The following is a 13,206-nucleotide window of genomic DNA, read 5'->3' as shown; positions in this document are numbered from 1 at the left end:
ACGTTGAGAATGGAAGTTGTGTTGTTCATTATTCAATTGGATTCTTAATAGTGAACGCTGTATTTTTTATATACTGATAATCATGTGTTTTAATAAACAAAGATGTTCCTGAAATGGCTGTAATTGCGGGTTTTATACATGAAAATCATATATTTCGCATAACGCTTTTCTTTATAATTTATAATGCATCATTTTGTATATTGAATGAGAAATTTGAATACAATAAGATTCTTTTATTTAAAATTCACCTAATATCATAAAAAATATTTACTTATATAATTCAAACGAGAGTAATATGTGGATAAAAAACATTTAAAAAATAAAGGAGTTAAGAAAAAGATAAGGAAATAGAAAATATGCTTTATCATTTTTAGAATGATATGTTGTTTGCTAAGTCATTACGCTTCTTTAGGGTTATTGCTTAGGATCTCAAAGAAAATCGCATGCCAATTATCCCAGTCTTTGAAGTACAAAGCTGTAGTTGAAAGCAAAGTACTTTACGATGAGCCATTAAAACAACTGGAGAGAGAAAAAGTGGAAAAAATATCTTTTTCCACTTTTCTTATTTTTTATTGGATTCGACCACTTGCATGAGCAAGCATAGTATAAACTTTTCCGGTATCTGATATCAGGTATTTGCGAACTGAGTTTGAAGAACCAGAACTGCGCGATATATCACGTAAGAGCTTTTCGAAATCTGTAACATATTGATTCACTGAACGTTTAAACTCAAAATCGCTCGTATATTTTCTCTTAATCATTTCAAATATTTTTTGTCCATTTAAGGTATAAAGGCGTTCTGTTGCGATGTTTTTCTGTCCACGTTGATAATGATCCCATAGCTCAATAATGGCATTGTGATTAATAGCTTGCACTATACCAGAAGCTAATGAATTAAGAGAGCAGTTTGCAGGAGATGGTTTTGTTTGCACTGAAGTTAAAACATCATCACTAGGGGGAGCATCATAAAATGTTTCTTCACGTGAAGCTCTTTCTAAGAGATTTGATACCCATTTATTTGGTCTTTTTTTGCTTTGATCTTGTTGTAAAATAGGCTTAGGTGGTACGATCTTTTTAACGGACTCAGTGGAATTGTCACTTCTTTGATTAAACATTGATGATGCAGGAAATTCTGATATCAGCTGTTTTTTTGCGTCCTTTTGATCATTTTGTATAACTCTGACTAGATCTTGTAACGCTGTAATCTGTTCATTCAAAGCTGTGCGAATTGTTTGCGTTGTTTCTTTTGTCTTTTCTGGAAGTTTTTTAACATTCTCATTGATATCATTATTAATCTTTGAAAGTTCTAAACGAACCTCATCAGCGGAGCGACGTATGTCTTCTGCTGCTTCTGAAAAACGCGTCGATGCTTCACTAACAAGCTTATTAAGTGATTGTTGGAATGAATTTGTGGAGTTACGTGCATTCTTATCGGAGCGTTCAAGTGCTAAGTTGAAGATTTTTTCATAATGCCCAATCATTTGATTAATTTCATGAGACTTTGAAACAAGAGCATCGCTTAATACAGAAAGCGTATTATGTTTTTCTTCAAGTGTTGCACTAAGTGAATTTTCAGACTGTTCAAGAACATGAATAGTTTGGGAAAGTGTCTTTGCATGTTCACCAAAACTGCTCGTTATATGATTAATTTGTTCAAAGGTATTCTTTGAAAGTCCTTGCAGAATTTCAACACTATTATTGAGCACTTGATTTGAGGCTGACAAACGCTCTGCTACTTGGTCCGTGTTGCGGAAAAAATTATTCGCGCTCTCATTAAACTGACCATCAATATTTTGAACAGCTGATAATAAAACATTACTATTTTCGTGAAAATTGTAAATTGATTGATTCAACTGTGTTAAGACGGATGAGACATTATTAACAAGTTCTTCCTTCATAACCGTTATTGTTTGAAGTGTTTCAGAGTTAGCTTTGGTTAAGCTATTCACTAAAAATTCATTATGTGCATAAATTCTTTGTTCAGCTTCTTGTGTGGAGAGAGAGAGTTGTTCTCCTATATGCTGTGTTAAAGAATCAATTGATTCTGTCGTATTTTGCGCTGCTTGATTTAAGTGATTTGTCAGCTCTGTTATTTTTCCAACATGTTTTGAAATTTGTGTTGCTGTTTGATTTTCTGCATCTTCTAGACGGCTCGTTACATCAGAGAGCTGATACCCTAAATTATTTTTAAAATTTTGCATAGAGTGATGAAGAACATCACAGCGTTCATTAAGAACTTGCTCTATTGCTGTTGTTGATGTGTGAATGGTTTCATTCAATAATGCTTGTGCATTATGACTGGCTGTTGTGAAAGCTTCGACAGTATGCGCTGTTTGTTCAGACAGAACGGACAGAACTTTTTCACTGGTATCATAAACAGTTTTTTTGACATTTGATACAATGCGATTGCCTGATTCTGAGAGAATATTTTCTGCTTGTGTAGTAACATTTGTAACAGATGAAAGAATTTGTTCACTCGTAGAAGAAAGAATATCAGAAGCTTTTATAATCTTATTATGCAGGTTATCTGTAACTATATTAACAGAGTCTTCTAAGGTTACACGCATATTGTCAACACTATTTTCCAGCGCTTGTTGAATTATCTGACTTTGCTCATTATTAAGCATGAGAGACGTTTTTAACGTGTCAGAACGTTCTTCAATAACAGATGTTTGCATATCAATGGCTTCACAGATTTGGCTAAATTTTTCAGATAATGTTTCCTCTAGCGTTGTTGTTCGTTCAAAAATTTTGTGTGCACGATCTTCTAGATCTGTATCGAATGATTCCATACGTGTTTCAAGGGTTTCGAAGAAAACACCACTCGATTGAGAAAGAGTATTCTTTAAAATTTCAGCATGGCTTTCAAGGTTTTTGATATGATCTTGAACCGTTTCAGTAATGTTCTTATTATTGGCTGCAATTGCACTCTCAACTAAATCTATTTGTTGTTTCAACGCAACATCGACACGTATATCACTTTTTGCAATGAGGTTATGGATTGTTTCCATGCGTTGCTCAAGTGTGCGTGCTTGATCGGCAAGAACTTCATTGAGAGAAAAACTATTAATCGCTAAAGAATCACGCAGAGCATCGGCACGGATATCAATATTTCTCGCTTGTGCTTCTAAAGCATCTTGGGTTGTATTGCAGCTTTGTACAATGACATCTTGTAGTTTTTCAGTGCATTGAATGATGTTTGTGATATGATTTTCAGCTTGTTTATCAACGACTTGAATATTGTCAGCCAAAACTTTTTCAATATGAGAAGTATTTTGGGACAAGACATCAATTTGATTTCTTAATGTATCCGCAATTTTATTCTTCTCGTTATCGAGCATGTCTGCCATAAGAGCTCGTTGATCAGAAAGTTGTACTTTAAAATCTTGTGAACGTTCTTGTATGATATCAACAATGGCATTGTCGACATACTGAATTTCTTCTCTCAGACTTTCTTTACTTTTATCAATTGCAGAAAGAATAGCTTCACGTCCATTTGTAAATGCATGGGTAATGTCTGCTGTTTTTTCTTGGAGGTTTTCATTTATTTTCAAGACATGAGATTCCAAGAAGTTACCAAGTTTTTCAGCATTATCCTCTAAAGCCTGACTGCGTTCTATAAAGGAATCAATGATGGAATCACTATGTTCTTTAAGAGAAAGATCAACAGTTGCTAAACGTTGTTCAAATGCTCCAATTGCTTGAGAGGTGACGTTATCAAATTTAGAAGAGAGTTTATGTGCTTGGTCGTCGAGCTTTAAGATCTTCTCATCAAAATTCTGTAGAGATTGATTATTACGATCAATAAGAGCTTTATCCAAGGCTTTAAACTTTTCATCGACAGCGTGCAAAGTTTGATCTGTTACTGCTTGTATATGTGTTGCAATTTTAGCAACATGTACTTCCGCTTTTTCAGCTGTTTCATTAAAGGTTTTTTCTATTTGCTTTTCATTATGATCAAATCGTTTTGCAAAACCATCGAAGTTTTTTCCTAATTCATGAAAAAATTCTGTGTTTTTCTGCTGAATTTGTATTGTTGTTTCGTTAAATTTTTCAACAAGCTGATTTGTTACGCCATCACCGGCATAGGAAAGTTTTTCAACAAGGTCTTCACCTTGTTTTTGTAAAGTTTGAGAGAGGGTTTGTGCAAGCTTTTCAACATTAGTTACAATTTTAGAGGTAACTAAACCAAATTCATCACTCAGTTGTTCTTGGGTTCCTTTAATTGTTGATTTTACGCGATCTGCGTGATTCAAAATGGCGATGCGTTCATTACTCAATTCTTTGATTAATGTGTGAATGCGTGATTCATTTTCAGCATAGGCTTGTTCTAGATTGTGAACTTCACCTTGTATGATTGCTTCAAGTTCAACAGCACGTCCGAGGGTACGTTCAATACCTTCGTTCATTGCTGCTACTTCTTCACGAATGGTTTGCCCTATAGCAATAGCTTGTTTTTCAGATAAATGTTGTGGTTCACTAAGGCGCTGTGCAGCATTTGTCATAAGAAGAGCAATATTATGCAAGTCGTTTGAACGTTTTGTTAATTGAGCAACGCCCCAAGATATAAGGATAGGAATTGCTGTTCCGGCTGCTACAGCGAGTCCTGTTGGGGATGTAACAAAAGTGCTGATATTGGATAAGGAGCTGAGCCCGATAGGTGCGAGCTTATGCGCAACAAAAGCTCCTCCCGTTGCCCATAAAGCACTAAGCGCTGTTGTATACCAGTAGACTCGAGAGGAAGAACGCTGCTTTAATAGTCCAAAATTTACAGGGGTTGTTATATCATCATTTGCAGGAAGAAGTTTTGTAGACAACAACGTATTATGAACAGTTCCACCTGAAATATCAGGTGAAGGTTTGGGAGCAAAAAGCTGTTCAACAACGGATTTATCAACAACAGCTTCATCATGAATATTAGAAACAAAAGTTGACGTACCGTTTTCAGCAAAGAATTCTTCTTCGGCCATTGCAATTTTTTGAATCAGATCATCGACATTAACAATATTTTCAGAATTATTGGATGATATTGTTTCAAATCCTGTGTCATTGAAATCAAAGTTCATAGCTTTTGTGAGGGCTTCTTCAACTTCAACTTCAAATGTTTGCAATTTGGTTCTGCGTGCCATACTCGCCTCGTACTCTTACAGACGGAAAAGGGATACGTCCTCTTCCACATAATTTCTACATACTAGCTGTTAATTATTTAGAAAGGAATATGCTTAGGGAAAAATTTTAAAAACTTATCAAGATAAAGTTAACGCGGTTTCTTATACCCTGTTTAAAAATGTTATAAAATATAGTAAAAACAATTTATTATTTGAATCTAACAAAAACAAAAATACTGTTTACAACTTGTGTTTATAAAAAACTTTATAAGCTGTTAGTCTTTGAAATAAGGATAATTTAATAGCAGTTATATATACAGTTAGGTGCGAATACCCCTCTTTAATACCGATGATCGTTAATAAATATTGTTGTCCGTTTACTTTTATTGATTCTAAACGAAGCAGATTCTTCATCACATATAGTCTGTAATAGCTTAGGATGTATAAAAGTATGCCTTTGAATTATAAGATTATAAAAGAGTAAACGTGGAAAAATTTTTAATTTAATATAGCTTTTCGTAAGTTGCGCTTTATTATTGCCTTAAAGAGCCGTTTTTTCTCTAATTTCAGTTGTTTGTTGCTAAATTTTGAAGCTTCTACGTTGACAATTGGATATTTTTCAGTCGATATGCATGCACGAATATTTTATGCAATCGAGATGAAGGTGTAAGAATAATGGCAGAGCGATCACAACACCTGCAAGATGTGTTTTTAAATACGGTGCGTAAGCAAAAAATTTCCCTTACAATTTTTCTTGTCAATGGCGTTAAACTCACGGGTATTGTAACTTCATTTGATAATTTTTGTGTTCTTTTACGCCGAGATGGACATGCGCAATTGGTTTATAAGCATGCTATTTCTACGATTATGCCTGGACAGCCTGTACAGATGTTTGAGGGTGAAAGTCCTGAGTAAACATATCATTTTAAGATAGACCTCTTATCCCATTTTAAAAGTACTTAGATTGCTATGATAAATGAAAATGAGAGATTAGGAGGGGTATTTTCGCAGAATACAGGGCAGGTGCGCGCACTTGTTTTGATACCGATTTTTCAAGAAAATAGAAGTGAAAGCTCTTTGAGAGAGTGTTCTATATCTTCTCGTGTTAAAGAGTCATTAGGTTTAGCGCGTGCTATAAGGTTAGAAGTTGTTAATTATGAAACGATTAATATTGAAACGCCTCGCTCTGCGACTCTCTTTGGAAAAGGTAAAGTAGATTCGTTAACCTGTTATATAGATGAATATTCTATTGAGCTTACGATTGTAGATCACTTTTTAACGCCAGTACAGCAGCGTAATTTAGAAAAGTTATGGAATTGCAAAGTTATCGATAGAACGGCTTTGATTCTTGAAATTTTTGGGGATCGTGCACGAACAAAAGAAGGAGTTTTGCAAGTAGAGTTAGCGCATTTGTCCTATCAAAAAGGGCGACTTGTGCGTAGTTGGACGCACTTGGAAAGGCAACGGGGGGGGCGTGGCTTCCTAGGTGGACCTGGTGAAACGCAAATTGAAGCAGACAGGCGTCTTTTACAAGAGAAAATTATTCGTATTCGACGCGAATTGGAAACGGTTATTAAAACACGTGCACTTCATAGAGCAAAAAGGAAAAAAACATCTTATCCTGTTGTGGCACTGGTAGGATATACGAATACAGGAAAATCAACTCTCTTTAACCGTTTAAGTGGTGCAGATGTTTTAGCAAAGAATATGTTATTTGCAACGCTTGATCCGACTTTGCGCAAAGTTGTTCTTCCCCATGGAAAAACTATTCTTTTGTCTGATACTGTAGGGTTTATTTCTAACTTGCCAACAAATTTGATTGCAGCTTTTAGTGCAACGCTTGAAGAAGTGGTTGAAGCGGATCTCATTCTTCATGTAAGAGATATGTCAGATCTTGATCATCGTGCACATGCCCAAGATGTTTTAGAAGTGCTTTCAAGTCTTGATATCGATATTGATGATATGGAGCATATCATAGAAGTTTGGAATAAGATTGATATGTTGGATGAGCAGGCATTGAATGTTTTACAAACAAGCGCAAAAACACGATTAAATCCTGCTCTCATGGTATCTGCGCTTAAGGGGGATGGACTCGATCAATTATTAAGAGCCATTGAAAAGCGAATTTTTGGAGAGGTGCAAAGCATTGAATATCTTTTAAAACCTCATGAAATGTCGCTTATCGATTGGTTTTATGAAAACTCTGCGGAAATAGTGCAAGAAGGACATGATGATGGGTCTGTTACCATTAAAGCCGTTATTACTTCTGAAGCAAAAAAACAATTAGAGAACATCAAAAAAAATATGAATTAAGTTGTTTAAAGCTATTGCTGAACATTTGTGCTTAAATTTTATGTTTTTATTATCTGAAAATAATATGACAGCAAGTTAAGAGGATAGTTACTACTTTCTCTTAATAAAACAATATGAAGAAGTATTTTGCTGGTTAAAATAAAGATGAGTCTTAAGTGTAATAAAAGACTATTCGTACGTACCGTATGGCGAAGCATTTTGATTGTTTTGCTATTACAAATTCTATGTATATCTTTGATTTGGTTGTATTATTTTGTCCAGCCTCGTGGTTACCAAGCAACTTTAATATTTTCATTATCTGATTCTGTAGGAAAACCGTTACCAATCAAAAAGCAAGACAATGTTATCGCCTTTTTGTTTTCGCAGCCTATGTTCTTCAATGATTCGCAATTTTCTTTAAGTGCTTTTAATAAGAAAAAAAATCATGAAAATATCCGTTTATCGCGTCGTGGTGATTTTATCGATCTGACTTTTGAAGCTGAGACACTTGAAGCAGCTCAACGTGGGTTGGAAACTTGGTTTTCCGCATTTTCACAAGCAATCATAAAACAGAAACAATTCTTGTTAAATGATAAATTAGAAGACAAACAATATGATAGTACTGCAATCGTTAATATCGTGCAGGGGTTTCGTACATCTGTTGAGTCTTTTATTCAGCATGGTATAAAACAAACAGAGCTTCATGATCTTTCTATGCAATTAACGGAAGCAACTTTAAAGCGTATTCATTTAACAAGTTTGAATTCAACAATTAATATGATGCGTGAAAAGGGGCAGTCTTTATTGTCTTTATCGTTTATTGCAGGTAATTCAGCAATTTTTGCTCTGGAATCTAAACGTGATCTTTTGGAAACGCAAAGAGCACATATGGCGGTGCAATTGGGGTGGACACATCCTCAAATTAAAGCAATGACTGCGGAATTAGAGACAGTTTCTCATCAATTAAAAAATAAAATTTTACAAATCGTTGATCAAGTTCATTCAGATGAGGTTATTGCAAGGGAATTAGAAAAACAGCTCAAAAAAAGAATGAACTTTTTTGTAAAAGATCAACCCCAATCTTTGAGTGAAATATTTAACGAGTTTGAAAATAAAATAAAAGCAGCAGTTGATGCACAAAATAAAGCGATGAGTAAGTCTGCTCAACGAAGAGAAAAAATTATTGGTTCATATCGGAGATTTAGTGATGATCCTCTTCTCTTACAAAATACAAATATCCACGTGGTTATGCCAACAACGCTAGCACCAATTTCTTTTATGGCTCTTTATGGAAAAAATATTCTTGTGAGTGCATTGGCGAGCTTCCTTACTCTTTTACTAGGAATATTGTTATTTTATCCGTGCTTTAAAAGCAAAAAAGATCAACCCTCAGAAGAGGATTTGAGATCAAAAGAAAATACTCTTAAGAAGAACGAGAGTATTTTAGTTTCTCAAGAAATGAAAAATCTTGAAGCTTTTATTACGATAGAGGGATTATCTGATGTTTTGAAATGGCGTGCTTCAACCATTATTTCAATCATTGGAGTAGAGGCTGCACGGACAGCGGCAAAGCTTTCACTTCATCTCACAAAAGAGAACAAAACAATTTTGTTGGTCGATATTTCTGGTCAACAAATAGAAAAAGTCATTGGTCCACATCGCGGATTGAGTGATATTTTAACGGGCAATGCCCAGTTGCATGATGTTATTTACCGTGATTATGATACGGGGGTTGATATTCTTCCTCAGGGGTTAACAAGTGCTATTTCTGCACAAGATTTTTCAAATGATATTTCTCATATATTACAAGAATTTAAAAAAGAATATGATTTTATCATCCTAGAGATGGCAAGTGAACCCAAATATGGATTTGAGCAATTTGCAGAGCTAACAGACTATTATATTTGTAATACTGTTCTTAATGAACAAGAATGGATGATGCGGATGGTAAGCAGTTTTCCAAAAACTGTTTATCGCGTTGTTGCATCATAAACTTCGTAAAAAAGAAATATGTATCGCATGTTATAGTGGTATGCTTGTTTTTTACTAAAGTTATAGTACAAACTAAAATACACAAAGATTTGATGTTTAAATTTTAAAATGCATTGTAGTTGGAGAGAAGCGTGGGGCAATCAGAGATGGCAGTAAAGAGATTAAACAATAGCATTTTAACGCCCGTGCAAAAGAAAAATAGAAAACAAATACAGGTGTGGCTTTACTCTATTTTATTGCTTTGTTTAGCAATTGTCTTAGTAGGTGGCGCTACTCGTTTGACGGGATCAGGATTATCTATAACGGAATGGAAGCCAATACACGGCGTTATTCCACCGATTGGTATGGATCAATGGCAAGAGGAATTTTTAAAATATCAACAGATAGCACAATATAAGCTACTTAATCCTGATATGACCTTAAGTGCTTTTAAGATAATTTTTTGGTGGGAATGGGCGCATCGTGTTCTTGGGCGTCTTGTTGGTCTTGTTGCTTTATTGGGGCTCATTTGGTTTTGGGCGACTAAGCGTGTTGAAAAAAATATCTTACTCCCGCTTATTGTCGTACCTATTCTTATCGCCTTTCAAGGCTTTATTGGTTGGTGGATGGTTGCTTCAGGGATTGGGCAAAGTAATTTAACAAGTGTGAGCCAATATCGTTTGGCATTTCATCTTATAACGGCATGTTTTGTTATTGTTTTTGTTACTTATTTATCTCGAGGACTTGCAGAATACTCAGAAAAGCCAGCAAATCAAAAGGTGCAATATTTTGCGGCTTGGCTTGTTGTTCTCATCTTGATAGAGATTTATTTCGGAGCTTTGGTTGCAGGGCTTCATGCTGGAAAAGTCTATAATACATGGCCTCTTATGGATGGGCAGATTATTCCTGATGGGTTGTTGCAGCTTCGTCCTGTTTGGCTCAATTTATTCGAAAATTCCTTAATGGTTCAGTTTATTCATCGGTTTTTTGCTTATTTTTTATTTATTGTCTCAGTTATTCATGCGTTCTATGTACAAAAAAACATTCCACATTCAACCCATTCTCGTCGTGCATTTCTTATCTGTGTTATGATTATTATCCAAGCACTCTTGGGTATCTTAACACTGTTACATGAGGTTCCGATAAGTTTAGGGCTCATTCACCAAAGTATGGCACTAGCAGTGTTATGTTTTGCGGTTGCGCACTGGCGAGCAACGAAAGGGGCATATCGCGTTGTTGAATAAAAGCTTGTATTTAGGAAGTTTTAGTCGCTTGAAAGCATTAAATCGAGGTTCTGGATAGCCGCAGCTGATGCGCCTTTTCCTAAATTATCGAATATGGCGCTGAGATTAAAAATACCTTCACGATCATTTCCAAATACGAACAGTTTCATATCATCTTTATTGGCTAAACACTCTGGATTAAGTCTTTGAAGTGAAGCAGTTTCTTCTTGTGATGCAACTAAAATGGTATTTTGCCCATCGTAATGGTTTGCGAGAATTTCGCGCAAATCAGAACAGTTTGCTGATTTTGTGAATAAATGGCGATGCAGAGGGAGATTCACAATCATTCCCTGGGGAAAACGACCAACACTTGGTATAAAAATTGGGGTTTGGTTGATTTGTCCATAGATTTTAATTTCTGGCACATGTTTATGTTCAAGATTAAGACCATAGATAAAATAATTTTCCTGAATATTTTGTTGAGATTGATTTTCCATTTGTAAAATCAACTGTTTTCCACCACCGGTATAGCCGGAGATTGCATTAATCGAGATGGGATAATAGGCGTCTAGTAGTCCTGCTTCACGGAGTGGGCGAATCAAACTAATGGCACCGGTAGGATAGCATCCTGGATTAGTTACATAATGTGCTGCTTGGATGCGCTTTCTTTGTCCTGCTGTCATTTCAGGAAAACCGTAAACCCAGTCTGGTGCAACACGGTGGGCTGTCGAGCTATCAATAATCCTAATGTTTTTATTTTTTTTAAGCCAATGAACTGTTTCGCGTGCAGCATCATCTGGAAGACACAAAATAGCAATATCGGCTTGATTAAGATAGTCTTGTCGCAGATGAACATTATGGCGGTCTTTATGAGCAAGAGAGAGTAGTTTTAAATCTGTACGCTTCTCTAAGCGTTTTTGTATTTGTAGTCCGGTTGTGCCATGTTCACCATCAATAAAAACTTTGGTTAGCATTCTTATTTGCCTTGTATTAACTTTGCCTATTATATTCAGCATTTCACATTATAAACTATTTTTAATCATTAAATTATTGAATTTCTTTAGATTATAGATACCTTTTGTAAAAGGTGTAAACAAATAAGAGTGTAAAAAAAGAAATGTAATCTCATTTTTTGCTATTCTTGAGAGGGAAGTTTTTCGCTATTTTTATAACAAAGAGTAAGATAAATATTTGCATCATTATTTTTGAGTGTAAGTGGTTTAAAATGTTTGGTTTGCATGGTTTGCTGTGTTATCGTTCAGTAACTTTATTTTTTTATGTTAGGAACGTGTTTTATGACTCAGCAAGGAAATGACGCACAAAAGCGCTTTTTTAATGATAATTTACAAACTGTTGATGGTGCAATCTTTGATGCAATTAGAGGGGAGTTTGAGCGTCAACAACATGAAATTGAGTTGATTGCTTCAGAGAATATTGTTTCAAGAGCGGTTCTTGAAGCGCAGGGGTCTGTTTTAACTAATAAGTATGCAGAAGGTTATCCAAGAAAGCGCTACTATGGTGGGTGTCAATTTGTTGATGTCGTTGAAGATTTAGCCATTGAAAGGGCAAAACAGCTTTTTGGTGCTGCTTTTGCGAATGTACAGCCTAATTCTGGTAGCCAAATGAATCAAGCTGTCTTTTTAGCTTTACTTCAGCCTGGTGACACATTTATGGGATTAGATTTAAATGCTGGTGGTCACCTTACCCATGGTTCATCTGTTAATATGTCAGGAAAATGGTTTGATGTTGTTTCCTATGGTGTGCGTCAAGAAGATCAGATTATTGATATGGATGAGGTTGAGCAGCTTGCAAAAGAACGTAAGCCCAAACTTATTATAGCGGGTGGCTCATCTTATCCACGGCTATGGGATTGGAAACGATTCCGTGAAATTGCAGATGAGATTGGTGCTCATCTACTCGTTGATATGTCTCATATTGCCGGTCTTGTTGCTGGTGGTGTGCATCCTTCACCTGTTCCACACGCGCATATTGTAACAACAACAACACATAAGTCGCTTCGAGGTCCTCGTGGTGGTTTAATATTGACAAATGATGAGTCTTTATCCAGAAAAATTAATTCTGCAATTTTTCCTGGTCTTCAAGGTGGTCCTTTAATGCATGTAATTGCCGCAAAGGCTGTTGCATTTGAGGAGGCTTTGCGTCCCTCTTTCAAGAGTTACAGTGCCAATGTGGTTGCTAATGCGAAAACTTTAGCAAAAATATTACAGAGTAATGGTTTTAATATTGTTTCTGGTGGCACAGATAATCATTTGTTGTTGGTTGATTTACGTTCCAAAAATCTAACAGGTAAACGTGCTGAATTGGCTTTGGGGCGCGCTCATATTACCTGCAATAAAAATGGTATTCCTTTTGATTCTGAAACGCCATCTATAACATCGGGAATTCGCTTGGGATCACCTGCTGCCACAACGCGTGGTTTTTTAGAAAAAGAGTTTATTCAAGTTGGTCATCTGGTTTCAGAAGTTCTTGATGGTCTTCGGAGCGCAAAAAGCGATGAAGATAATTATGCCGTTGAAATGGCTGTTGAGAAAAAGGTAAAAGATATAACGAGTCAATTTCCTCTTTACTCTTATCTTAGTACTCGTTAAGGG

7 protein-coding genes are annotated in these 13,206 nt (G+C 35.6%); 5 read left to right on the top strand and 2 right to left on the bottom strand.

Annotation, left to right across the window (positions count from 1 at the left end; translation table 11 throughout):
* Positions 1-569: 569 nt before the first annotated feature.
* Complete coding sequence (locus ACFIKO_RS07280; protein WP_375673614.1) at positions 570-5,129, bottom strand: hypothetical protein; 4,560 nt, start codon at positions 5,127-5,129, stop codon at positions 570-572.
* A gap of 654 nt (positions 5,130-5,783) precedes the next feature.
* Between ACFIKO_RS07280 and hfq the strand changes: the two genes are divergently transcribed.
* The 4 genes from hfq to ACFIKO_RS07260 all read left to right on the top strand — a co-directional run bounded on the left by hfq (position 5,784) and on the right by ACFIKO_RS07260 (position 10,615).
* Positions 5,784-6,023, top strand: coding sequence for an RNA chaperone Hfq (hfq, locus tag ACFIKO_RS07275; protein ID WP_005773461.1), 240 nt, complete (start codon positions 5,784-5,786; stop codon positions 6,021-6,023).
* A gap of 54 nt (positions 6,024-6,077) precedes the next feature.
* The gene (gene hflX / locus ACFIKO_RS07270; protein ID WP_375673612.1) at positions 6,078-7,421 is read left to right on the top strand and encodes a GTPase HflX; all 1,344 of its coding nucleotides are present in this window, start codon (positions 6,078-6,080) and stop codon (positions 7,419-7,421) included.
* A 144-nt stretch (positions 7,422-7,565) separates the two neighbouring features.
* Complete coding sequence (locus tag ACFIKO_RS07265) at positions 7,566-9,392, top strand: hypothetical protein (RefSeq protein WP_375673611.1); 1,827 nt, start codon at positions 7,566-7,568, stop codon at positions 9,390-9,392.
* Between the two features lie 146 nt (positions 9,393-9,538).
* The gene (locus ACFIKO_RS07260; RefSeq protein WP_375673609.1) at positions 9,539-10,615 is read left to right on the top strand and encodes a COX15/CtaA family protein; all 1,077 of its coding nucleotides are present in this window, start codon (positions 9,539-9,541) and stop codon (positions 10,613-10,615) included.
* Between the two features lie 20 nt (positions 10,616-10,635).
* Here the strand turns inward: ACFIKO_RS07260 and argC are convergent, their stop codons facing one another.
* On the bottom strand, positions 10,636-11,568 hold the full coding sequence (gene argC / locus ACFIKO_RS07255; protein ID WP_375673607.1) for an N-acetyl-gamma-glutamyl-phosphate reductase: 933 nt from the start codon (positions 11,566-11,568) through the stop codon (positions 10,636-10,638).
* A 321-nt stretch (positions 11,569-11,889) separates the two neighbouring features.
* Here argC and glyA point away from each other — a divergent pair, with 321 nt between their 5' ends.
* Positions 11,890-13,203 carry a serine hydroxymethyltransferase gene (gene glyA, locus ACFIKO_RS07250; protein ID WP_375620195.1) on the top strand — a complete coding sequence of 438 codons (1,314 nt, stop codon included), beginning with the start codon at positions 11,890-11,892 and terminating at the stop codon, positions 13,201-13,203.
* Positions 13,204-13,206: the final 3 nt, after the last annotated feature.

The sequence above is a fragment of the Bartonella sp. TS82HLJMH genome (assembly GCF_042193495.1).
GTDB classification, from domain to species: Bacteria; Pseudomonadota; Alphaproteobacteria; order Rhizobiales; family Rhizobiaceae; genus Bartonella; species Bartonella grahamii.
This window is presented reverse-complemented; position numbering and strand designations above follow the sequence as displayed.

Excerpts from the sequence above, each read along its gene's own strand:
- hflX (WP_375673612.1), top strand. The coding sequence starts at position 6,078 with ATGATAAATGAAAATGAGAGATTAGGAGGGGTATTTTCGCAGAATACA.
- ACFIKO_RS07280 (WP_375673614.1), bottom strand. The coding sequence starts at position 5,129 with ATGGCACGCAGAACCAAATTGCAAACATTTGAAGTTGAAGTTGAAGAA.
- argC (WP_375673607.1), bottom strand. The coding sequence starts at position 11,568 with ATGCTAACCAAAGTTTTTATTGATGGTGAACATGGCACAACCGGACTA.
- hfq (WP_005773461.1), top strand. The coding sequence starts at position 5,784 with ATGGCAGAGCGATCACAACACCTGCAAGATGTGTTTTTAAATACGGTG.
- ACFIKO_RS07265 (WP_375673611.1), top strand. The coding sequence starts at position 7,566 with ATGAGTCTTAAGTGTAATAAAAGACTATTCGTACGTACCGTATGGCGA.
- glyA (WP_375620195.1), top strand. The coding sequence starts at position 11,890 with ATGACTCAGCAAGGAAATGACGCACAAAAGCGCTTTTTTAATGATAAT.
- ACFIKO_RS07260 (WP_375673609.1), top strand. The coding sequence starts at position 9,539 with ATGGCAGTAAAGAGATTAAACAATAGCATTTTAACGCCCGTGCAAAAG.